Raw genomic sequence first — 20,551 nt, 5'->3', positions numbered from 1 at the left:
TTTTTAGGTTTATAACAGCGGGCGCGTTTATATGAACTGCTTAAAAGCCCCTGATAGCAAAGCTTTTAACATCATGACGACTGCCAATTTTATTTGTGTGTCAAAGTAACTTGAACATCAGGCATTCGAGCTGAATCAAGAGTAATATCATCAATGCTTGCGCTTTCATTGCCATCAAAGGTCATTTTTAGTTGATAGTCTTCTAGCCCTGGACCGTTATCGCAACTGCCATTTGATATAGTGAGAGAGCGGGTACCAAGATCAATGTTTAAATCAGCAGTACATTGAGAATGCCCCAACATACGGGCTTGCCCGTTGATCCCTATCCCCAAAAAGAAGTTTAAATGACTACTAGCTTTAGCCGCTTGAGCATCGTCGTTGGGGATATTAAAATTGATGCGATAATTGCCACCATTAGAATAATTTTTTATCTTATTCGATGCGCTGGTCATGTATACGTTGGTGCTTTTGTCGAGCCATATTCCCATAGGTGATGCCGTATCATTATCAATAACAATCGAATTCACTGTTTCAATTTTACCCGGTAACGTAATCGGAATGAGCTGCTCAGCAAAGCAGGAGTAGCTTGCAAGTAATGAAATGGATGCAATTAAATATGTAATTGGTGTTTTCATTTGCTTAGATCTCTATAGAAGTTACATCGTTCACAATATAAATAGAGAGTCTGTGCCGCAAATTAAATTGTTGTTCTGTTTAGATTTGAGTCAGGATTGAATATAAAAAAGCAGAGCATTGAGCTCTGCTATAGAGAGGTACTTTTATATTAACCTCAGCTCTGTATAAGCCAACCTCTACAGTACAGCTACTTTCGCGTATTTCTGTGTTAGAACAGCCCGTAATAGACAGGCTATTACGAACTGTTCTGCCTTGAACTACACAAAATTAGCCGCACTGTAGATAAAAATTTAAGGTTTGTATTTTAAATCAAAATGTTATTGATTTCGTTATGCAGAGCTGAGGTTAAATTACTCAGAGTAATTAAACAAAGATTTCACCGTTTCGAGAATAGCGTCCATATCTTCAAGGTTTGCAGGGCAAATGAAGATAGTATCGTCACCTGCAATCGTACCTAAAATACCTTCGGGTTTGCCGATGGAGTCAAGTAAACGAGCGATTAGCTGTGCAGCTCCTGGGCTAGTTCTAACTACGATCATAGCCGCATTATGGTCAACGTCTAGCACTAGATTTTTAAGTGGGCTACCAGCGGTAGGAACGCCTAATTCAGCTGGAAGGCAGTATACCATTTCTTGTTTGGCATTTCGGGTTCTCACAGCTCCAAACTTGCTAAGCATTCTAGATACTTTAGATTGGTTAATATTGGTAAAGCCTTCAGCTTGAAGAGCATTAACAATTTCGCCTTGAGAACCAAAGCGTTCTTCTTTTAATAAATTTTTGAACGCTTTTACTAATTCGTTTTGATTTTTAATAGTCATAATGATGTCTTTATTATCCGTGAAGGTATCGCCAACATCCTGCTATTGATACATTCGAAGTAAACGAATTTTTGCACACTGCCAATTAAAGTGTCAAACAAACTGCATAAGGCTGCATAAAAATGCATTTGTGAGGAGAGGAAACACAAGTTTACAACTTGGCTTAAACCCCTTTAAAAGTAGCGTTTTGAATTGCCAATCGTCGTAAATAAATCTAGCTGACTGTTTCACAGATTTATTGAAATTTGAATCACATTACAGTATGGTTGCCGCAGAAATTTGACTAAGATCACAAATCCTGCGAATCATCGGAGACAATTATGAAAGTTGCTGTACTAGGCGCGGCTGGCGGTATCGGCCAAGCTCTTGCCCTACTATTAAAAACTCAATTACCTTCTGGCTCAAAGCTATCTTTATATGATATCGCGCCAGTAACACCAGGTGTTGCAGTTGATTTAAGCCACATTCCAACGGACGTTGAAGTAAAAGGTTTCGCGGGTGAAGACGCAGCTCCTGCACTAGAAGGTGCTGACGTAGTATTGATTTCAGCGGGTGTAGCACGTAAGCCAGGCATGGATCGCTCTGATCTATTTAACATCAACGCAGGTATTGTTCGTAACCTAATCGAAAAAGTTGCAGCTACTTGCCCTAAGGCACTTATTGGTGTGATTACTAACCCTGTAAATACTACTGTTGCTATTGCTGCTGAAGTACTAAAGAAAGCAGGCGTTTATGATAAAAGCCGTTTGTTCGGTGTTACTACCCTTGATGTTATCCGTTCTGAAACTTTTGTTGCTGAAGCGAAAGGTCTTAAGCCTGAAGATGTGAACATCAATGTGATTGGTGGCCACAGTGGTGTGACTATTCTTCCGTTACTTTCTCAAATTGAAGGTGTAAACTTCTCTGATGAAGAAGTGGCAGCTTTAACTAAGCGTATTCAAAACGCAGGTACTGAAGTTGTGGAAGCAAAAGCAGGCGGCGGTAGCGCGACTCTATCTATGGGGCAAGCGGCATGTCGTTTCGGTCTATCTCTAGTACGTGGTCTTCAAGGTGAAGAAAACGTTATCGAGTGTGCTTATGTTGACGGTGGCAGTGAACATGCAGAGTTCTTCGCTCAACCAGTTCGTTTAGGTAAAAATGGTGTAGAAGAAATACTGCCTTATGGTGAAGTAAGTGCATTTGAAGCGGACGCGCGTGATTCTATGCTTGAAACCCTAAAAGGTGACATTCAAATCGGTGTTGAGTTTGTAAAATAACTTCCGGTTAGGATTCACTAAAGCGAAGCTAAGTGCTTCGCTTTTTTTATGCCTGGAATTCTTTAAAGTAAATTTTGTTTAACGTCATATTAATTGAATAAGGCTGTAAATTTAACGGCTAACAATCTAGAGTCATTGACCTAAGCTAAATTCCAAAACTAACCATGAACAGCTTTTAGAGTTATTGGGATTATTTGAAGTAATGATAAAGATGAAGAGGTTGTATGGGAGCAAATCAATCGATTACCGCTGGTTCACCACAAAAAACATACCAAACTTTAGCAAAAAGCGAGCCGCAAACCTCTTCGCAAAGTCAACTTTTTAGTTGTAATGGAATCACATACTTGTTAACTCCTAGGTGTGAAAAGGAAGGCGTTGCCAAGTGTGCTTGTATCACAGGCGTTATCACTTTTTTGGTATGCACTGTGGCTATAGCCGCTCCAATATGTGCAACACAGTTGCCAAATAGCTACCCTGTTTGTCCTGCTCTTATTGAAGCTATTGCGGAGATTACTGGAGGAGGAGTAGCCGGGGGGGCTGGAGGTATTTTTGCTGGTTATATTGTTAGCATTGTTCCAAACTTTGAAAATGCAAATTCTGAAGGGCAGGCACCTAATTCACAAAAAATGCTTCATGAATAACTTCTTCTGTGGCTTGATTCTTGACGTCGCGCTGTAGTCTAAACATTTTCTTTTAGACGGATAATTTTTAGCTATCGGTTAGCAATAACTGCTTATACAAGATACTGGGATGATTCTCACGCAAAATCTAATCCTGAAAGTTATACTCGCCTCAATAGCTCTGTTTCTGATTATATCTCATCTTTCCAAAATTAAACTTTTGTTAATCAAAACTTAATGGCTTTTAGCAGTTTTTTTACGTCTTAATCACTAACATTATTGTTCTGATTTAATCGATAGTTAAGGTAATAGAATGGCTGGCGGGACTATAAATTCAGTGAATTCAGATAGCCGAGAGTACCGAATTTCGACAGAGCAATCTTTATTACTTCGGAAGCTTGATGCTCAAGGAAATGGCCAAGGACTACTCAGAATCGGTAAACGTGTATATGAAGTGGTGATAAAAGCGGGGCGTTTTTTCATACCTAAATGTGATGAACGCACTGGCTATGCAGCTGCTACGGGAATGGTATGTCTTAGTTTACCGAGCGATGCGGCGGCTACGTTAGCTGTTCTCTCAGGTCATCAGTCAATAGCTGGCTTATGTTTAAGCTGTGGTGGTGGAGTTGGAGGAGGTATCCTTGGAGGAGTGTTGGGGGCATATACTTGTATGATGGTTTACGATAAATGTCGAAGTAGTCGTTGTCGTGGCTATTTTGATTCTCCAACACATCTACAGTTAGCTCGAGATTAATTTTTAAGACTAGGTCATTACTCTTTGTTCTCTAAAGAGAAACTAGCGTTTTTAAAAGTGTCTGCCTACCTTTATCTGTATGATAATTATAGCTTTTATTGTTTTTCGAGGTTGTTTCTTTTAATTCCATTTTTGTAGACGAGATCACGTTTCTCATGTAAAATCTGCGCAATTTGCCAAAATTTCAGTATTTATGGGATTTTTGCAAGGAGTTGATAATTAAAAATTATTAAATTTCAATAGCTTGGCTCTTTCGGAGGTCGTGTTGACACAGTCTGCCTTACTCGTACTCGAAGATGGGACGGTTTTTAAAGGTACCGCAATTGGTGCCAGTGGTTCAGCCGTCGGAGAAGTGGTTTTTAATACTTCGATGACAGGATACCAAGAAATACTAACTGATCCTTCTTATTCTCGTCAAATCGTCACTCTTACTTACCCCCACATTGGAAATACCGGCACTAACTCAGAAGATACAGAATCCGATAGCATTCATGCCACTGGCTTAATCATTCGTGACCTTCCCCTTCTCGCCAGTAACTTCCGTAACCAACAATCTCTCAGTGATTACCTTAAAAGCAACAACGTCGTAGGCATAGCCGATATTGATACACGTATGCTGACACGCATTTTGCGTGAAAAAGGTTCTCAGTCCGGTTGTATTTTAGTTGGTGACGATATTGAAAAAGCCCTAGTGGAAGCGAAAGCATTTCCCGGCTTAAAAGGCATGGACTTAGCCAAAGAAGTTACTACTGATTCAAAGTATCAATGGCGCAGTGGAAGCTGGCGCTTGGTAGGTGGATTACCAAGTGATACACCAGAGTCAGAGCTTAAATATAAAATCGTGGCATACGACTATGGTGTTAAGCGTAACATTTTAAGAATGTTGGTTGACCGCGGTTGTGATGTCACCGTGGTTCCAGCTAAGACTCCGGCTAGCGAAGTGTTAGCCATGAATCCGGATGGTGTGTTCTTATCAAATGGTCCGGGCGATCCTGAGCCATGTGATTATGCGATTGAAGCGATTCAAGAAATCTTAAAAACCGACATTCCAGTATTTGGTATTTGTTTGGGTCACCAATTGTTGGCTCTGGCTTCAGGTGCGAAAACACTGAAGATGAAGTTTGGTCATCACGGTGCTAACCATCCTGTAGGTGATACGGATAAAGGCACGGTAATGATCACCAGCCAAAACCACGGTTTTGCTGCTGATGAAGCCAGTTTGCCAAGTAACATTAAAGTGACACATAAATCGCTATTTGATGGTTCCTTACAAGGGATCCACTTAACGGATAAGCCTGCATTTAGCTTTCAGGGTCACCCTGAAGCCAGTCCAGGACCGCATGATTGCGCACCTTTGTTCGATCACTTTATCGAACTGATTGAAAACCACCTTCAACAAAAGCTGTAACTCTGGGGTAGCCGAGAAATGCCAAAACGTACAGACATAAAAAGCATCTTAATTTTAGGTGCGGGACCGATCGTAATCGGTCAGGCGTGTGAATTTGATTATTCAGGCGCTCAAGCTTGTAAAGCATTACGAGAAGAAGGCTACCGAGTCATTCTGGTGAACTCTAACCCTGCCACCATTATGACCGATCCTGAAATGGCTGATGCGACCTACATCGAGCCAATTCACTGGGAAGTGGTTCGTAATATCATTGCGAAAGAACGTCCAGATGCGGTTCTACCTACTATGGGTGGTCAAACGGCACTTAACTGTGCATTAGAGCTTGAAGCAAAAGGCGTACTTGAAGAGTTTAATGTTGAAATGATCGGCGCGACAGCCGATGCGATTGATAAGGCAGAAGATCGCAGCCGTTTCGACAAAGCTATGAAGAGCATTGGTTTAGAGTGTCCACGTGCTGATATCGCTCATAACATGGATGAAGCCTATCAAGTGCTTGAACAAGTTGGCTTCCCTTGTATTATCCGTCCATCGTTCACCATGGGTGGCACCGGTGGTGGTATTGCCTATAACCGTGAAGAATTTGAAGAGATTTGTTCAAAGGGGTTTGAACTGTCACCAACCAATGAATTATTGATCGACGAATCATTAATTGGTTGGAAAGAGTACGAAATGGAAGTGGTTCGTGACCGCAATGACAACTGTATTATTGTCTGCGCCATTGAAAACTTCGACGCTATGGGCGTTCATACCGGAGACTCAATCACTGTTGCTCCGGCTCAAACACTGACAGACAAAGAGTATCAGTTGATGCGTAATGCATCGCTTGCGGTACTTCGTGAAATTGGTGTTGAAACGGGTGGTTCAAACGTACAGTTCGGTATCAACCCTAAAGATGGACGTATGGTGATCATCGAGATGAACCCGCGTGTATCTCGTTCGTCAGCATTAGCGTCTAAAGCAACAGGCTTCCCGATTGCTAAAATCGCCGCTAAATTAGCGGTTGGTTTCACTTTAGATGAACTTCAGAATGACATTACAGGTGGTCAAACTCCTGCCTCATTCGAACCATCGATTGACTATGTTGTGACTAAGATCCCTCGCTTCAACTTTGAAAAATTTGCAGGAGCGAATGATCGCCTTACCACGCAAATGAAATCTGTTGGTGAGGTCATGGCGATTGGTCGTACTTTCCAAGAATCAGTGCAAAAAGCTTTGCGTGGTCTTGAAGTGGGTAAAAATGGTTTTGACCCCATTACAGACTTAGATGACAAAAACGCGATTTCTAAAATTCGTCACGAGTTACAAGAGCCGGGTTCAGAACGTATTTGGTATGTGGCTGATGCGTTCCGTATTGGTTTATCGGTTGATGCTATCTATAAGCTGACAGGTATTGACCACTGGTTCTTAGTGCAAATTGAAGAGCTGATCAAGCTTGAATCTGAGCTTCAAGAAATGTCGGTGACAGAACTGGATGAAGCTTTCTTGCGTAAATTAAAGCGTAAGGGATTTGCTGATGCTCGTCTCGCCGAATTACTAAGAGTTTCTGATAACGATATTCGCGTTCTTCGTAATCGCTTAGGTGTGCTTCCAGTTTACAAGCGAGTCGATACTTGTGCGGCTGAGTTTGCAACAGATACCGCTTACATGTACTCGACCTATGAAGAAGAGTGTGAAGCCAATCCATCGGATCGTGAAAAAATCATGGTGTTGGGTGGTGGTCCAAACCGTATTGGTCAAGGTATCGAATTCGATTACTGCTGTGTTCATGCGGCATTAGCGATGCGCGAAGACGGTTACGAAACCATTATGGTGAACTGTAACCCTGAAACCGTATCAACCGACTATGATACTTCTGATCGTTTGTACTTCGAGCCAGTAACACTTGAAGACGTATTGGAAATCGTACGTGTTGAAAATCCCAAGGGCGTGATTGTTCAATACGGTGGTCAAACGCCACTTAAGTTAGCCAAAGCACTTGAAGAAGCAGGCGTGCCTATTATTGGTACGAGCCCAGATGCGATTGACCGTGCAGAAGACCGTGAACGTTTCCAAGGCGCGATTAATCAGCTTGGCTTAAAGCAACCAGAAAATGATACCGTCACGACCGTTGAAGCAGCAGTGCATGCGGCTGAACGTATTGGTTATCCATTGGTTGTGCGTCCATCTTATGTATTAGGTGGTCGTGCAATGGAAATCGTATACGACCAAGAAGACTTACTGCGCTACTTTAACGAAGCTGTACGTGTATCGAACGACTCGCCAGTACTATTAGACTACTTCCTAGATAATGCGATTGAAGTGGATATTGATGCCGTATCTGACGGTAAAGATGTCGTTGTCGGTGCTATTATGGAGCACATCGAGCAAGCGGGTGTTCACTCAGGTGACTCAGGTTGTTCGTTACCTCCATACAGCCTAAGTCAAGAAATCCAAGCTCAAATGCGTGAGTACGTTCGCGAGCTTGCTTTAGAGTTGGGCGTGATTGGTTTAATGAACGTACAGTTTGCCGTGAAAGATAACGAAATATATATGATTGAAGTTAACCCACGTGCAGCTCGTACCGTGCCATTTGTGTCTAAAGCGACAGGCGTACCACTTGCGAAAATAGCAGCGCGTGCGATGGCGGGGCAATCTTTGGCTGAGCAAGGTTTCACTAAAGAAGTGATCCCAAGCATGTACTCTGTAAAAGAAGTAGTACTGCCATTTAATAAATTCCCCGGTGTTGACCCTTTACTTGGCCCTGAAATGCGCTCTACGGGTGAAGTAATGGGAACAGGTGATACCTTCGCTGAAGCTTATGCTAAGGCTTGTTTAGGTGCGATGTCTGATATCCCTAAGTCTGGACGTGCACTGTTATCAGTTCGCAACAGTGATAAAAAGCGTGTGGTAGAGCTTGCGGCTCAGCTTATTAAGTTAGGTTATGAGTTGGATGCGACTCATGGCACGGCTGTGATACTGGGTGAAGCTGGAATCAATCCACGTCTTGTGAACAAGGTACACGAAGGTCGTCCGCACATTCTTGACCGCATCAAGAATGGTGAATACAGCTACATGGTAAACACCACTGAAGGTCGTCAAGCGATTGAGGATTCTCGTCAGTTACGTCGTGCAGCGCTTCGTCATAAAGTGAATTACACTACGACATTGAATGCCGCGTTTGCAGCGTGTATGTCACACAATGTGGATGAGCGTAAGACGGTGCGTTCAGTACAAGAAATTCATGAGAATATCTAAGTATCCTCTTGCTTGAAACAGATTGAAATTAAGTTTCAATTGTTAAAAAGGCTGCAATATTGCAGCCTTTTTGTTTATATTTTCGGCAAAAACTCCGATTAGGGATCATACTAGCTACATAGGTCAGCTTATTCATTAATAAGATTGAATTTAACTTAAGTTTGAACCAATTAGCGCTTGAATCAGTCTAAATAACAGGCTAATTCTGCATTGACTTAGCTTAATGTTTGGTTTCTGTAGTGTTGAGTGGGAAAGGTGAGCCAAAATAGGCTCGCTTTTTTAATGAATGTTATATATTTGAATCGCATCAGTGATCATAAATCATTACACATTCTCATTGCTTCCACTTAACCCTTTGGTTTGTCAGAGGAGTTGAACACATGGGGATTGCATTTCCCAATTTTTCTAAAAAATGGTTAGTTATGGCATCGCTAGGTGCCTGTATTCTATTTTTAATTTCACCACTATCCAGTCTTGCTAAGGACAAAAAACAACAGACACCTCAGCCCGTTGCGGTTACGGTCGAGTCTGTAAAGCAAGGTTATTTTTACGATCTCGTTCAGGAGGTTGGCAAGCTGCGAGCTGTAGCTTCCTCAGATTTAAGCTTCACTGCTGCTAATAAAATCACCAAGATTTATTTTAATAACGGCGATAAAGTCCGAAAAGGTGACTTGATTGCACAGCTCGATAACACCGAAGCGAAAGCTGACTTAGACAAATCCAAAAGTAGCTTAGCACTGGCTCAAACTAATGTTGATAGGATTAATGACCTACTGCAACGTGAACCTTACGCGTTATCAAAACAAAATGTTGATGAAGTTAAAGAAAAATTAGATTTAGCTAAAGCGGATTATCAACAAAAACTCGCAGCGATGAAAGACTATCAGATCATTGCGCCTTTCGATGGTCAGTTAACCAGCTTTACCCAATCCGTAGGTAGTCACATTGCGGCAGATACGGCTTTAGTTACTTTATATCAATTAACACCTGTTGAAGTCGATTACGCCGTTAGCCAAAAAGACTTTGGTAAAGCAAACAAAGGTCAACGTGTCAGTGTTACCGTCGATGCGTATAAAGATCGCACCTTTTATGGTCAGGTCAGCTATGTAGCACCAGCCATTGATCCTAATTCGGGTCGAGTAACCATTAGAGCAAAATTGGATAACCCTGACTACGCCTTAGCTCCGGGAATGTTCGCCAAAATTAAGCATTACTTTGGTCATCGTGAAACTCAACTGCTAGTGCCGCAAAATTCGGTGCAAGCAAATAATGAAGAACGATATGTGTGGGTGGTTACAAAAAATCGAGTTAAAAAGCGTGATGTAAAGCTAGGAAAAAATACCAACAACGGTTATGTAGCGGTTACTCAAGGCTTAAAGCAAGATGAGTTGGTAGTGAAAACAGGCATGCAAAACCTTACTTCTAATTCGATAATTCGTATTCTAGAACCTAAGCAAGATAAACCAGACAAGACCTCTTCTGCCACACCTCATACTGATAATGGAGTCTCTCACTGATGCAATTGCCAGAAGTCTGTATTCGTCATCCAATATTTGCTTCAATATTGAGTATTATGGCGGTGCTATTTGGGATCATCGCTTTTCAAAAACTCGAAATTCAATACTTTCCAGAGCATACCAAACATACAGCTTCAGTAAGCGCATCTGTTCCTGGTGCCAGTGCCGATTTTATGTCTAGCAATGTTGCAGATAAATTAATTGCAGCCGTAGGTGGGCTTGATAAAGTCGAAATTATGACGACCAATTGTAATATTGGTAGTTGTACGTTAAATATTAAATTTACCGATGATACGAATGACATCGAATACACTAATTTGATGAATAAACTACGTTCCAGCATCGAAGCGATTGATGACTTCCCCAGTGCTATGGTGAACAAGCCGACGGTGACGGATGACATTTCGGCCGGAGGTTCAAGCAGTAGCAATATCATTACCTTTGTAAATACTGGCGGAATGACTCAACAACAAATGTACGATTATATCGTGCAGCAATTAGTACCCCAGTTTAAACATATTAATGGTGTTGGAGCTGTTTGGGGGCCTTACGGTGGTTCACACCGAGCTGTAAGAGTATGGCTAAACCCTGATCAAATGAAAGAATTAAAAGTCAGTACTGCTGATGTGGTAACAGTGCTTGATGCTTATAATTCAAGCTTTACAGCGGGGTCTATTGTGGGAAAAGCACGAAACTTTTCTTTAAACCCTGTTACTCAAGTTCAGTCTGTCGATGATGTTAAACAATTGGTTATCAGGCAAGATGATAACAATCGCATTATTCGTATGTCGGATGTTGCTGATGTAGAAATGGGAGAAAGAAGCTTAAACCCATCGCAGTTATCCATTGATGAAAAGCCAGGGTTAGCGATTCAAGTGCGACCGCTAAGGAATGCAAATCCGGTTCAAGTATCGGCATTAATCGTCAAAGAAATCGAGCGCATGCAAAAGCGCTTACCACAAAGCATTAAAATGCAGCTGGTGTACAATCAAGCCGACTTTATCAACGCTTCAATTCATGAGGGCTTTTCTGCTTTAATTGAAGCGATTGTGCTCGTCTCTATTGTGGTCCTGATCTTTTTAGGAAGCATACGAGCAGCTTCAGTCCCCATTATCACTATTCCAGTCTGTGTTATTGGTGTGTTTGCTGTGATGTCATACCTTGGCTTTAGCATCAATGTGTTAACCATTTTAGCGATTATTTTAGCCATCGGGTTGGTGGTAGATGATGCCATTGTTGTGGTTGAAAACTGCTATCGACATATTGAGCAAGGGGATGCCCCTTTTGATGCTGCGCTCAAAGGCTGTAAAGAAATTATTTTCCCAGTTATTTCAATGACATTAACTTTGGCTGCCGTATACCTGCCAATAGGGTTAATGTCGGGCTTAACTGTAGATTTATTTAAGCAATTTTCGTTTACTCTAGCCGCTGCAGTTATCATTTCGGGGATGGTTGCATTAACGCTATCGCCCATGATGAGTGCGTATTTATTGAAGCCGGCATCTGATTATGCTGTCTGGTTTAGAAGAGTAAATCGATTTCTACATGAGTTAAATGATGCCTATACTCGTTTATTAAAGCGATCTTTGACTAAAAAAGGGCATTTATTTGGTATCGGTGCGATATTGGTTGTTTTGGCAAGCGTTGCGTACTGGCAATTACCGAAGCTATTACTGCCTCAAGAGGACTCTGGTTTTATTCAATTGATATCGAAAGCGCCTGTTGGAGTAGGGCGTAGCTATCATTTAGAACATATAAACCAAATTAATGACTTATCGAAAGGAGAGCCTGCGGTTCGTACTAATTTGTCATTTATTGAAAGCCAGCTTACAAACTTTATTTTGCTTAAACCGTGGGAAGAACGAAAGCAAGACATCAATGATGTGATCAGTGATTTAATGGAAAAAGCGAAAAAGACCGTTTCGGCTTACGGGGTTTCGTTTAGTATTTATAATGCTGACAACTTAAATATTAGTAAAAATGTTGTGCTCGAAATTACTGCCCTGCGGCGAGGAAAAGAATCCTTAAGCCAATCGGCTAAAAAGGTGACGCAACTTTTGAAAAATTACCCTGGACTGGCAAACGTTAATAACTCGTTGGTGAGGGATCAGCTCAGGTATGATCTCAGTATAGATCCAAATGCCATTACACTTTCTGGTGTCAGTTATTCTGACGTAACCAATGCTCTGTCGGTATTTTTAGGGTCGGTAAAAGCAGCTGACTTACACGCCAAAGATGATCAAACTTATTCGATTCTAGTGCAGGTGAATCAAAAAGATTTGGGTGACTTCAATGTCCTAAATAAACTCTATGTAACTTCTGCTTCTGGGCAATCTTTGCCATTGTCTCAGTTTGTGACCATCAAAGAGGCTACTGCAGAGTCGAGTATTAAAACCTTTGGAGGCATGGACAGCGCACAAATTACCGCTGATATTGCGCCGGGATATTCAACCAGCCAAATCAAAGATTACATCGATGATAATGTGCCAACGCAGCTAACCTCATCTCAAGACTTTGTATACAACGGAGTCATTAAAGAGCTAATGGACTCTCAGCGAGGTACTGCTTCGTTATTTTTCTTGGCATTAGTGTTCATATACTTAATCTTAGCAGCGCAGTTTGAAAGCTTTGTAGATCCCTTAATTATCCTGCTGACGGTGCCTTTATGCTTGGTTGGTGCTTTACTGACTTTGTATATATTCGGCCAAAGCCTCAACATATATTCGCAAATAGGTTTGCTGACGCTAGTTGGATTAGTGACTAAACACGGAATTTTATTAGTTGAGTTTGCCAATAAACAGCAAGATAAAGGTGTTAAAGCAATAGATGCGGCAATTTTGAGTGCGCAGTCAAGATTACGTCCGATTTTGATGACATCATTAACCATGATTTTAAGTGCCATTCCACTGGCATTGGCAACTGGACCTGGCTCATTAGGGCTTGCCAATATTGGATTAGTGCTAGTGGGCGGATTGATTGCTGGTACTTTTTTTTCGCTATTCGTTGTTCCTGTGGCCTATGTGGCTATGGCACAGTTGAGAGCGGAAGATGCGTTAGCCAGCTTACGAAATCACACTCGAAAATAAGATTAGGCTAGTAAGATTATTCCTGCTTGGGGTAAGCTTAGGCTATAATATAAATCATCATGTGGAGTATGGTTACTCCACGAAAGAACGAAAGAGCAGGATTGTTACATCTCACTTAATAGGATGATAAGGCTTAAGTCTATTGTCTACCGCTTTTTCTAGGATATTAACTTTCCCCTGTGTTAACTGAGATTAGCACGGGCTTCTTTTGCTTTAAGGAGAGAGAATCATTATGAATAAGGTTCCAATGACGGTTGTCGGAGCAGATCAGCTTCGTAAGGAATTAGACCACCTAAAATTTGAGCGTCGTCCACAAATTACAGAAGCCATTGCTGAAGCAAGAGAGTTGGGTGATCTTAAGGAAAACGCTGAATATCATGCAGCGCGTGAAGAACAAGGGATTTGTGAAGCACGAGTTCGTGATATTGAAGGTAAGCTTTCGAACGCTCAAATCATTGATGTGACTAAAATGGAAAACACCGGAAAAATCATCTTTGGTACTACAGTGACCATTTTAAACCTTGATACCGATGAAGAAGTCACATATCGAATCGTCGGTGATGATGAAGCTAACATTAAAGAGAACCTGATTTCGGTAAACTCACCTATTGCTCGTGGTTTAATCGGCAAAATGGAAGGCGATGAAGTGGGCATTAATACCCCAGGTGGTCTTACTGATTTCGAAGTTGTAGAAGTACAATATATCTAAATTTATTAGATATATTTGCATTTTAGGCTAGAAATCGATTAAATTACGAGCTCCTAAGGGGGCATGTTTGAAATTGACTCAATCTATAAAATCCACTGTATTTGTTTGTCTAATGACACTTTTTGTTGTTATTGGAGCAGTGCAGTTGAGTCAGATGTCTAGCCATGGAATGGGAGAAAGTACTTCTGTAGTTTCTCCTTCTTCACATGAGGTTAGCCGATTTCAGCCGATAAAAGCTAGCGTTCAATCTCATCTTCCTATTTCAATGGTGAAAGTTCATCAGATTGAGTTGGCACAACTGCTTCATGACAGTAACCCAACGCAATTTATACATGCAAACTCGCTTCGTTATCTTTCATTAGTTCAATTTAGTCACGATGATATTCACCCTGAATACCAATTGTTATCTGAAGTGGATTTGCCACCAGTGCCTCTTCTTAGTAAAGGCTATCAATATCAATTCAATCAGCAACTTGACTGGCTGTTAACACATCAAGCTCACCCAACACGCTTAAACAGTTGGAAAGAGTCCAATCTTATTTACCGTTTTATTCAGCAAGCCTGACTCTATCTCTTTCTATTTTTAATATTTAACTATTATTAATTGAGCGGTCACCTCAATGAGTCGGTGATCGACATATAGAATTGAAAGAGAGTAAACATGAGAAATGCTCGAACAGGTAAGACGCTGAATTATACAGCGCGCTGGAAGTATATCGTTTTTATTGCATCAGTATTGGTGATGCTATTAAGTTCAATTCCGTCATGGTATGGCGAAGATGGTGCGGTGCAATTGGGTAAAAAAGCGGTTGATGAAATGTCATTACAGCAAACCCAGCAAATTTTAAAAGGCGCAGGCATTATCCCTAAACGTATAGACGATAATGCCAAAGGACGTGTCGTTGTATTAAAAAGCCAACAGCAGCAAACCGATGCTAAAGATTTATTGGCCAAACAATTAAAACACCCTGAAGCCGTTACCTTGGCATTATCACCAGCCGCACCTAACTGGTTGCTGGAAGCCGGATTTTCACCGATAAAGCTAGGCTTAGACCTGCGTGGCGGGGTGCAATTCTTACTTGATGTCGATGTGGACGTTGTGTATCACGCTCACGGTGCGCAAATTATCGATGAGCTGCGCCAAGCTTTGAGAGAAAAGCATGTTCGTGGGGTTAGTTTTCATCAAGGTCAGGGTGAGCAAGTCAAAGCTCTGAGTTCATCAGATGAGGCGCTTACGGCTATACGTAAATTTATCTCAACAACAGAACCTACATGGCAGGTGGCAAGTACCGATGGTGGGATTCGTTTATTTTTGAAAGATAAAGAGAAAGTTAATTTACGTAATATGACGGTGCAGCAAAACCTACAAATTATGCGAAGCCGTATTGAGCAGTTAGGGATCACCGAGGCGCTTGTGCAGCGTCAGGGTGATCACCGCATTCGTATTGAGTTACCTGGTGTGCAAGATCCTGCATCGGCTAAAAAAGTCATCGGCGCGACAGCAAGTTTGGCTTTCTATGGCGTGAAAGAGCAAGGTGATGTTAATGCGCAGATGATCCCAAATCAGAATGGTCGTCCTGTTTATGTCGCGCGTCGACCAGTTCTTGGTGGTGACCATATTGTTGATGCGCGAGCTGCGGTTAGCAAAATAGGGTTGGCAAAAGTGAATATCACCTTAGATGGTGCGGGTGGCACGTTAATGTCACATTTTTCTCGTGACAATATTGGTAAGCCAATGGCGACGTCTTTTAGTGAATATAGTCGTGGTGATAATGGTAAAGCTAAAAAGAATACTCATATTATCAGTATTGCTACCATCCAAAGCCAGCTTGGTTCTCGCTTTGAAATCACTGGGGTAGGCACAATGCAAGAAGCCCAACAGTTAGCTTTGTTATTGAGAGCAGGTTCTATGACTGCTCCAGTCACCATAGTGGAAGAGCGAACTATTGGTCCAAGCTTAGGTGCAGAAAATATCGATAATGGTATTAAGGCCTTAGCACTTGGTCTTGGTGTTACCTTGGTATTCATGGCTCTCTGGTATCGTCGTCTGGGCTGGGTGGCAAATATTGCACTTATCTGCAATATGATCATCTTATTTGGCTTGATCTCGCTATTGCCTGGGGCTGTATTAACACTCCCTGGTATCGCTGGGTTAGTGCTTACTGTCGGTATGGCTGTTGACACTAACGTGCTTATCTTTGAACGGATCAGGGATAAAATGAAGGAAGGGCGCAGCTTTGCAGGTGCTATCGACACAGGCTTTGACAGTGCATTTTCGACTATTTTTGATGCCAACTTCACAACTTTAATCACTGCAGTGGTGCTATACGCTATAGGTAATGGGCCAATACAAGGGTTTGCATTGACCTTAGGTTTGGGTTTGATCACCAGTATGTATACCGGCATTTTTGCCTCAAGAGCCATAATCAATTTGGTATATGGACGTGATACTAGTCGCGAAGTGAGGGTGTAAAGATGAGAGAATTTATTAAAAAACACGCGACACGTTTACGTTACATGACCAGCGTGATTTCCGTAGTTGCAATGATAGCTTCGATAACCGTTATTGCAATGAATGGCCTTAACTGGGGCTTAGACTTCACTGGTGGCGTCGTGTCTGAAGTTCAAATTGACAAGAATGTTACCCCTGATCAAATGCACCCAGTGTTGAATAATGCGTACCATCAAAAGGTAGAAGTCATCTCTGCGAGTGAACCGGGGCGCTGGGTACTGCGATACAGTGAGGTACCTGCCAATGCTAAAGACCATCCAGATTTAAAGCAGGTCTTAACACCTATCAGCAAAGAGGTCGATGTACTTAATACCAGTATTGTTGGTCCACAAGTTGGTGCTGAATTAGCTAACCAAGGAGGCTTAGCATTACTTATTTCTGTATTGTGCATCCTTGGTTATTTAAGTTTCCGGTTTGAATGGCGATTAGCTTCAGGAGCCTTGTTTGCTTTAGCTCATGACGTTGTATTCGTGTTGGCATTTTTTGCTCTTAGCCAAATGGAGTTTAATCTGACTGTATTAGCGGCAATTTTGGCGATATTGGGTTATTCATTAAATGACTCCATCATTATTGCTGATAGGATCAGAGAACTCTTAGTTGCCAAACCCAAGGGCAATATCACGCAGCTAAACAATGACGCTGTTGGAGCAACATTCTCAAGAACCATGGTGACATCTGGTACCACATTGATGACGATTGTAGCATTGTGGATCATGGGAGGCGATGCGCTTAGAGGGTTTTCGATAGCTATGTTTATCGGAGTACTAACAGGTACTTGGTCTTCAATTTCGGTAGGTACGTCCTTACCAGAGTATTTAGGATTAAAGCCAGAGCATTACAAACCAAAAGTTATTTCTGATCATCCATAATCGATGTATTTTTGCCATAAAAAAAGCCGCTAAATATCGAGCGGCTTTTTTATAAATGATTAAAGCGATAAATTAACGCGCTTTAGGTATTGCGACTTTCTTTTCTTCTGATTGACGGAAAAGCACTACGATGTGACCAATTTGTTGTAGTTTTACAGCCTTTGTTTCACGAACGATTGCGTCAATCACGGCCGCTTTCATTTCACGGTCCGTTGATGGTACTTTTACCTTAATCAATTCGTGATGCTCAAGCGCATTGTCGATTTCGGCTAAAACACCTTCAGTTAAACCATTAGCACCAAGAAGTACAACAGGCTTCAAGTCATGAGCTAAGCCTTTAAGGTACTGTTTTTGTTTGGTAGTTAAGTTCATATAACCTACTTCTTTTTTGGTTAGACAACCAAAGTTACAAAATTTCTATTGAAAACCCGTTATTCTACCCTTATATACCATTCATATTATACCTATTTGTTGTGGTTTATTGATGACAGCGAAAAAAAGAAGCGCAAGTTCCACAAGGTGGATGCAAGAACACTTTGATGATCATTATGTCAAAGAGGCGCAAAAAAGAGGCTTGCGCTCACGAGCAGCATTCAAATTAGAAGAGTTGCAGAACAAAGACAATTTGATCAAAAAAGGCATGACTGTCGTAGATTTAGGTGCAGCACCCGGAGGTTGGTCTCAAGTCGCGGTGAAATTGACAGGTGAATCAGGAAAAGTGATTGCTTGTGATATTTTACCAATGGATCCCATCGTTGGAGTAGATTTTCTGCAAGGTGATTTCCGTGAGGATGCAGTATTAGATGCACTATTAAATCGTGTTGGCAGTGATAAAGTGGATGTTGTACTCTCCGATATGGCGCCAAACATGAGTGGTGCTGGAGTGGTAGATCAACCTCGTGCAATGTACTTAGTTGAGCTAGCATTAGATATGTGCCATCAAGTTTTAGCCCCGAATGGTAGCTTTGCTGTTAAAGTATTCCAAGGGGAAGGCTTTGATGAATATATGAAAGCTGTTAGACAAGCATTTAAAGTGGTTAAAACCCGCAAACCTGATTCATCACGAGCACGATCTCGTGAGGTCTATATAGTGGCGACGGGTTACAAGTTGTAGTAACCTAATCGTTAAATTTTAAAAAATCACCTTTGAGGTCGAATAACTTGAGTGATATGGCTAAAAATTTAATTCTCTGGGTCGTCATTGCCGTGGTGCTGATGACCATATTTCAGGGATATTCTCCTTCTTCTTCTTCGAGTCAGAAGATGGACTATACGACATTTGTACAAAATGTTGAGAAACGCAACGTTCCAGAAGTTGAAATTAAAAGTGATCAGAGAACCATTACCGGTCAGACTCGCTCAGGTGAGAAATTCACCACAATTATGCCAATGTATGACAAAGATCTTATCAATGATCTGATTGCAAAAGGCGTAAAAATTAAGGGTGAACAAGCCGAACAAACCAGTTTCCTCACTCAAATCTTTATTTCTTGGTTCCCAATGATCCTGCTGATTGGTGTTTGGATCTTCTTCATGCGTCAAATGCAAGGCGGTGGCGGTAAAGGTGCTATGTCATTTGGTAAGAGCAAAGCTAAGCTCATGAGTGAAGACCAAATCAACACTACGTTTGCTGACGTAGCAGGTTGTGACGAAGCCAAAGAAGAAGTGACTGAATTGGTAGATTACCTAAAAGACCCAACCAAGTTCCAAAAGTTAGGTGGCCGTATTCCTACTGGCGTATTGATGGTAGGCCCTCCTGGTACTGGTAAAACCCTCTTAGCTAAAGCCATTGCGGGTGAATCAAAAGTACCATTTTTCACAATTTCTGGTTCTGATTTTGTTGAAATGTTCGTGGGGGTGGGTGCTTCGCGTGTTCGTGATATGTTCGAGCAAGCTAAAAAATCAGCACCATGCATTATCTTTATCGACGAAATCGATGCTGTAGGTCGCCAACGTGGTGCAGGTCTTGGTGGTGGTCATGATGAGCGTGAGCAAACTTTGAACCAAATGCTGGTTGAGATGGATGGCTTTGAGGGTAACGAAGGTATTATCGTTATCGCTGCAACTAACCGCCCTGACGTATTGGACCAAGCATTACTTCGTCCAGGTCGTTTTGACCGTCAAGTGGTTGTAGGCTTGCCTGATGTGAAAGGTCGTGAACAAATTCTTAAAGTTCACATGCGTAAAGTTCCACTTGCTGACAATATTAAAGCCAGCATTATCGCGCGTGGTACGCCTGGTTTCTCAGGTGCAGATCTTGCCAACCTTGTTAACGAAGCCGCACTATTTGCAGCCCGTTCAAACAAGCGAAGCGTTGGTATGGATGAGTTTGAGAAAGCGAAAGACAAGATCATGATGGGCGCAGAACGTCGCTCTATGGTGATGTCTGAAGAAGAAAAAGAAATGACGGCTTATCATGAAGCGGGTCACGCGATTGTTGGCTGTTTAGTGCCTGATCATGATCCTGTTCACAAGGTAACTATCATTCCTCGCGGTCGTGCTTTAGGTGTCACGTTCTTCTTACCAGAAGCCGATGCTATTAGCCAAAGCCGCCAAAAGCTTGAGAGCCAAATTTCTGTAGCTTACGGTGGCCGTCTAGCGGAAGAAATGATTTACGGTGCTGAAAAAGTATCGACGGGTGCTTCACAAGACATCAAATATGCGACTCAAATTGCTCGTAACATGGTGACTCAATGGGGCTTCTCTGAAAAACTTGGCCCGCTTCTATACGCAGAAGAAGAAGGCGAAGTATTCTTAGGTCGTAGCATGGCGAAATCAAGCCATATGTCTGATGAGACTCAATCTATCATTGACTCAGAAGTGAAAGTTATCATTGATGGTAACTATGTTCGTGCAGAGCAGTTACTTAAAGAAAATGAAGACATTCTTCATTCAATGAAAGATGCATTGATGAAGTACGAAACCATTGGTGCAGATCAAATTGATGATCTGATGAACCGCCGTGAAGTACGTGCTCCTGAAGATTGGCAAGAAGACAGCTCAGATACTGATAAAGGCGACGACACTGGTTCAAAAGTAGAAACCGAAGCTAAAGAAGAAAAAGTGGACGTAGATACTGAAACCAAACCTGAACCTAAAGTTGATGATGCTGAAGGCAATCCAGCTAAGTAA

General features: G+C 41.8%; 16 protein-coding genes. 13 read left to right on the top strand and 3 right to left on the bottom strand.

The genetic code is table 11. The features are described 5' to 3' along the window. Positions 1-89 precede the first annotated feature (89 nt). Positions 90-635 (bottom strand): hypothetical protein, encoded by a 546-nt coding sequence (locus tag AC1EU0_RS04005; RefSeq protein WP_480300639.1) that lies wholly within the window; start codon positions 633-635, stop codon positions 90-92. Positions 636-986: 351 nt separating this feature from the next. Beyond that, positions 987-1,457 (bottom strand): transcriptional regulator ArgR, encoded by a 471-nt coding sequence (gene argR / locus AC1EU0_RS04000; protein WP_480300950.1) that lies wholly within the window; start codon positions 1,455-1,457, stop codon positions 987-989. Between the two features lie 317 nt (positions 1,458-1,774). Between argR and mdh the strand changes: the two genes are divergently transcribed. The 11 genes from mdh (at position 1,775) to secF (ending at position 17,419) form a co-directional block, all read left to right on the top strand. Next, complete coding sequence (mdh, locus tag AC1EU0_RS03995) at positions 1,775-2,710, top strand: malate dehydrogenase (RefSeq protein ID WP_480300638.1); 936 nt, start codon at positions 1,775-1,777, stop codon at positions 2,708-2,710. Between the two features lie 224 nt (positions 2,711-2,934). Beyond that, the gene (locus tag AC1EU0_RS03990) at positions 2,935-3,351 is read left to right on the top strand and encodes a hypothetical protein (protein ID WP_480300637.1); all 417 of its coding nucleotides are present in this window, start codon (positions 2,935-2,937) and stop codon (positions 3,349-3,351) included. Positions 3,352-3,643: 292 nt separating this feature from the next. Beyond that, positions 3,644-4,084, top strand: a complete 441-nt coding sequence (locus tag AC1EU0_RS03985; RefSeq protein WP_480300636.1) for a hypothetical protein — start codon at positions 3,644-3,646, stop codon at positions 4,082-4,084. Positions 4,085-4,349: 265 nt separating this feature from the next. Beyond that, positions 4,350-5,492, top strand: coding sequence for a glutamine-hydrolyzing carbamoyl-phosphate synthase small subunit (gene carA / locus AC1EU0_RS03980; protein ID WP_480300635.1), 1,143 nt, complete (start codon positions 4,350-4,352; stop codon positions 5,490-5,492). 18 nt (positions 5,493-5,510) lie between these two features. After that, the gene (carB, locus tag AC1EU0_RS03975) at positions 5,511-8,726 is read left to right on the top strand and encodes a carbamoyl-phosphate synthase large subunit (RefSeq protein ID WP_480300634.1); all 3,216 of its coding nucleotides are present in this window, start codon (positions 5,511-5,513) and stop codon (positions 8,724-8,726) included. Positions 8,727-9,106: 380 nt separating this feature from the next. Further along, the gene (locus tag AC1EU0_RS03970) at positions 9,107-10,243 is read left to right on the top strand and encodes an efflux RND transporter periplasmic adaptor subunit (protein ID WP_480300633.1); all 1,137 of its coding nucleotides are present in this window, start codon (positions 9,107-9,109) and stop codon (positions 10,241-10,243) included. Further along, positions 10,243-13,329: an efflux RND transporter permease subunit gene (locus tag AC1EU0_RS03965; protein ID WP_480300632.1), complete on the top strand. Its 3,087-nt coding sequence runs from the start codon at positions 10,243-10,245 to the stop codon at positions 13,327-13,329. Before AC1EU0_RS03970 ends, AC1EU0_RS03965 begins: the two co-directional genes overlap by 1 nt. Before the next feature lie 232 nt (positions 13,330-13,561). After that, the gene (gene greA, locus AC1EU0_RS03960) at positions 13,562-14,038 is read left to right on the top strand and encodes a transcription elongation factor GreA (RefSeq protein ID WP_480300631.1); all 477 of its coding nucleotides are present in this window, start codon (positions 13,562-13,564) and stop codon (positions 14,036-14,038) included. Positions 14,039-14,150: 112 nt separating this feature from the next. After that, complete coding sequence (locus AC1EU0_RS03955) at positions 14,151-14,603, top strand: hypothetical protein (protein WP_480300630.1); 453 nt, start codon at positions 14,151-14,153, stop codon at positions 14,601-14,603. A 96-nt stretch (positions 14,604-14,699) separates the two neighbouring features. Next, the gene (gene secD, locus AC1EU0_RS03950; RefSeq protein WP_480300629.1) at positions 14,700-16,511 is read left to right on the top strand and encodes a protein translocase subunit SecD; all 1,812 of its coding nucleotides are present in this window, start codon (positions 14,700-14,702) and stop codon (positions 16,509-16,511) included. 2 nt (positions 16,512-16,513) lie between these two features. Further along, on the top strand, positions 16,514-17,419 hold the full coding sequence (secF, locus tag AC1EU0_RS03945) for a protein translocase subunit SecF (protein WP_480300628.1): 906 nt from the start codon (positions 16,514-16,516) through the stop codon (positions 17,417-17,419). A 72-nt stretch (positions 17,420-17,491) separates the two neighbouring features. Here the strand turns inward: secF and yhbY are convergent, their stop codons facing one another. Beyond that, positions 17,492-17,791: a ribosome assembly RNA-binding protein YhbY gene (yhbY, locus tag AC1EU0_RS03940; RefSeq protein ID WP_480300627.1), complete on the bottom strand. Its 300-nt coding sequence runs from the start codon at positions 17,789-17,791 to the stop codon at positions 17,492-17,494. 112 nt (positions 17,792-17,903) lie between these two features. Here yhbY and rlmE point away from each other — a divergent pair, with 112 nt between their 5' ends. Together rlmE and ftsH are read left to right on the top strand one after the other, a co-directional pair. Further along, a complete protein-coding gene (gene rlmE / locus AC1EU0_RS03935) occupies positions 17,904-18,533 on the top strand; it encodes a 23S rRNA (uridine(2552)-2'-O)-methyltransferase RlmE (RefSeq protein ID WP_121840009.1) in 630 nt (209 codons plus the stop codon). Between the two features lie 47 nt (positions 18,534-18,580). Further along, positions 18,581-20,551, top strand: coding sequence for an ATP-dependent zinc metalloprotease FtsH (gene ftsH, locus AC1EU0_RS03930; protein WP_480300626.1), 1,971 nt, complete (start codon positions 18,581-18,583; stop codon positions 20,549-20,551).

The organism is Parashewanella sp. 2210YD4-3 (assembly GCF_056591735.1).
Note: the sequence above shows the minus strand (reverse complement) of the source record. Positions and strands in the feature narration are given on the sequence as shown.

Excerpts from the sequence above, each read along its gene's own strand:
- mdh (WP_480300638.1), top strand. The coding sequence starts at position 1,775 with ATGAAAGTTGCTGTACTAGGCGCGGCTGGCGGTATCGGCCAAGCTCTT.
- AC1EU0_RS03965 (WP_480300632.1), top strand. The coding sequence starts at position 10,243 with ATGCAATTGCCAGAAGTCTGTATTCGTCATCCAATATTTGCTTCAATA.
- secD (WP_480300629.1), top strand. The coding sequence starts at position 14,700 with ATGAGAAATGCTCGAACAGGTAAGACGCTGAATTATACAGCGCGCTGG.
- AC1EU0_RS04005 (WP_480300639.1), bottom strand. The coding sequence starts at position 635 with ATGAAAACACCAATTACATATTTAATTGCATCCATTTCATTACTTGCA.
- AC1EU0_RS03955 (WP_480300630.1), top strand. The coding sequence starts at position 14,151 with ATGACACTTTTTGTTGTTATTGGAGCAGTGCAGTTGAGTCAGATGTCT.
- greA (WP_480300631.1), top strand. The coding sequence starts at position 13,562 with ATGAATAAGGTTCCAATGACGGTTGTCGGAGCAGATCAGCTTCGTAAG.
- yhbY (WP_480300627.1), bottom strand. The coding sequence starts at position 17,791 with ATGAACTTAACTACCAAACAAAAACAGTACCTTAAAGGCTTAGCTCAT.
- rlmE (WP_121840009.1), top strand. The coding sequence starts at position 17,904 with ATGACAGCGAAAAAAAGAAGCGCAAGTTCCACAAGGTGGATGCAAGAA.
- AC1EU0_RS03985 (WP_480300636.1), top strand. The coding sequence starts at position 3,644 with ATGGCTGGCGGGACTATAAATTCAGTGAATTCAGATAGCCGAGAGTAC.
- carB (WP_480300634.1), top strand. The coding sequence starts at position 5,511 with ATGCCAAAACGTACAGACATAAAAAGCATCTTAATTTTAGGTGCGGGA.
- AC1EU0_RS03990 (WP_480300637.1), top strand. The coding sequence starts at position 2,935 with ATGGGAGCAAATCAATCGATTACCGCTGGTTCACCACAAAAAACATAC.
- AC1EU0_RS03970 (WP_480300633.1), top strand. The coding sequence starts at position 9,107 with ATGGGGATTGCATTTCCCAATTTTTCTAAAAAATGGTTAGTTATGGCA.
- secF (WP_480300628.1), top strand. The coding sequence starts at position 16,514 with ATGAGAGAATTTATTAAAAAACACGCGACACGTTTACGTTACATGACC.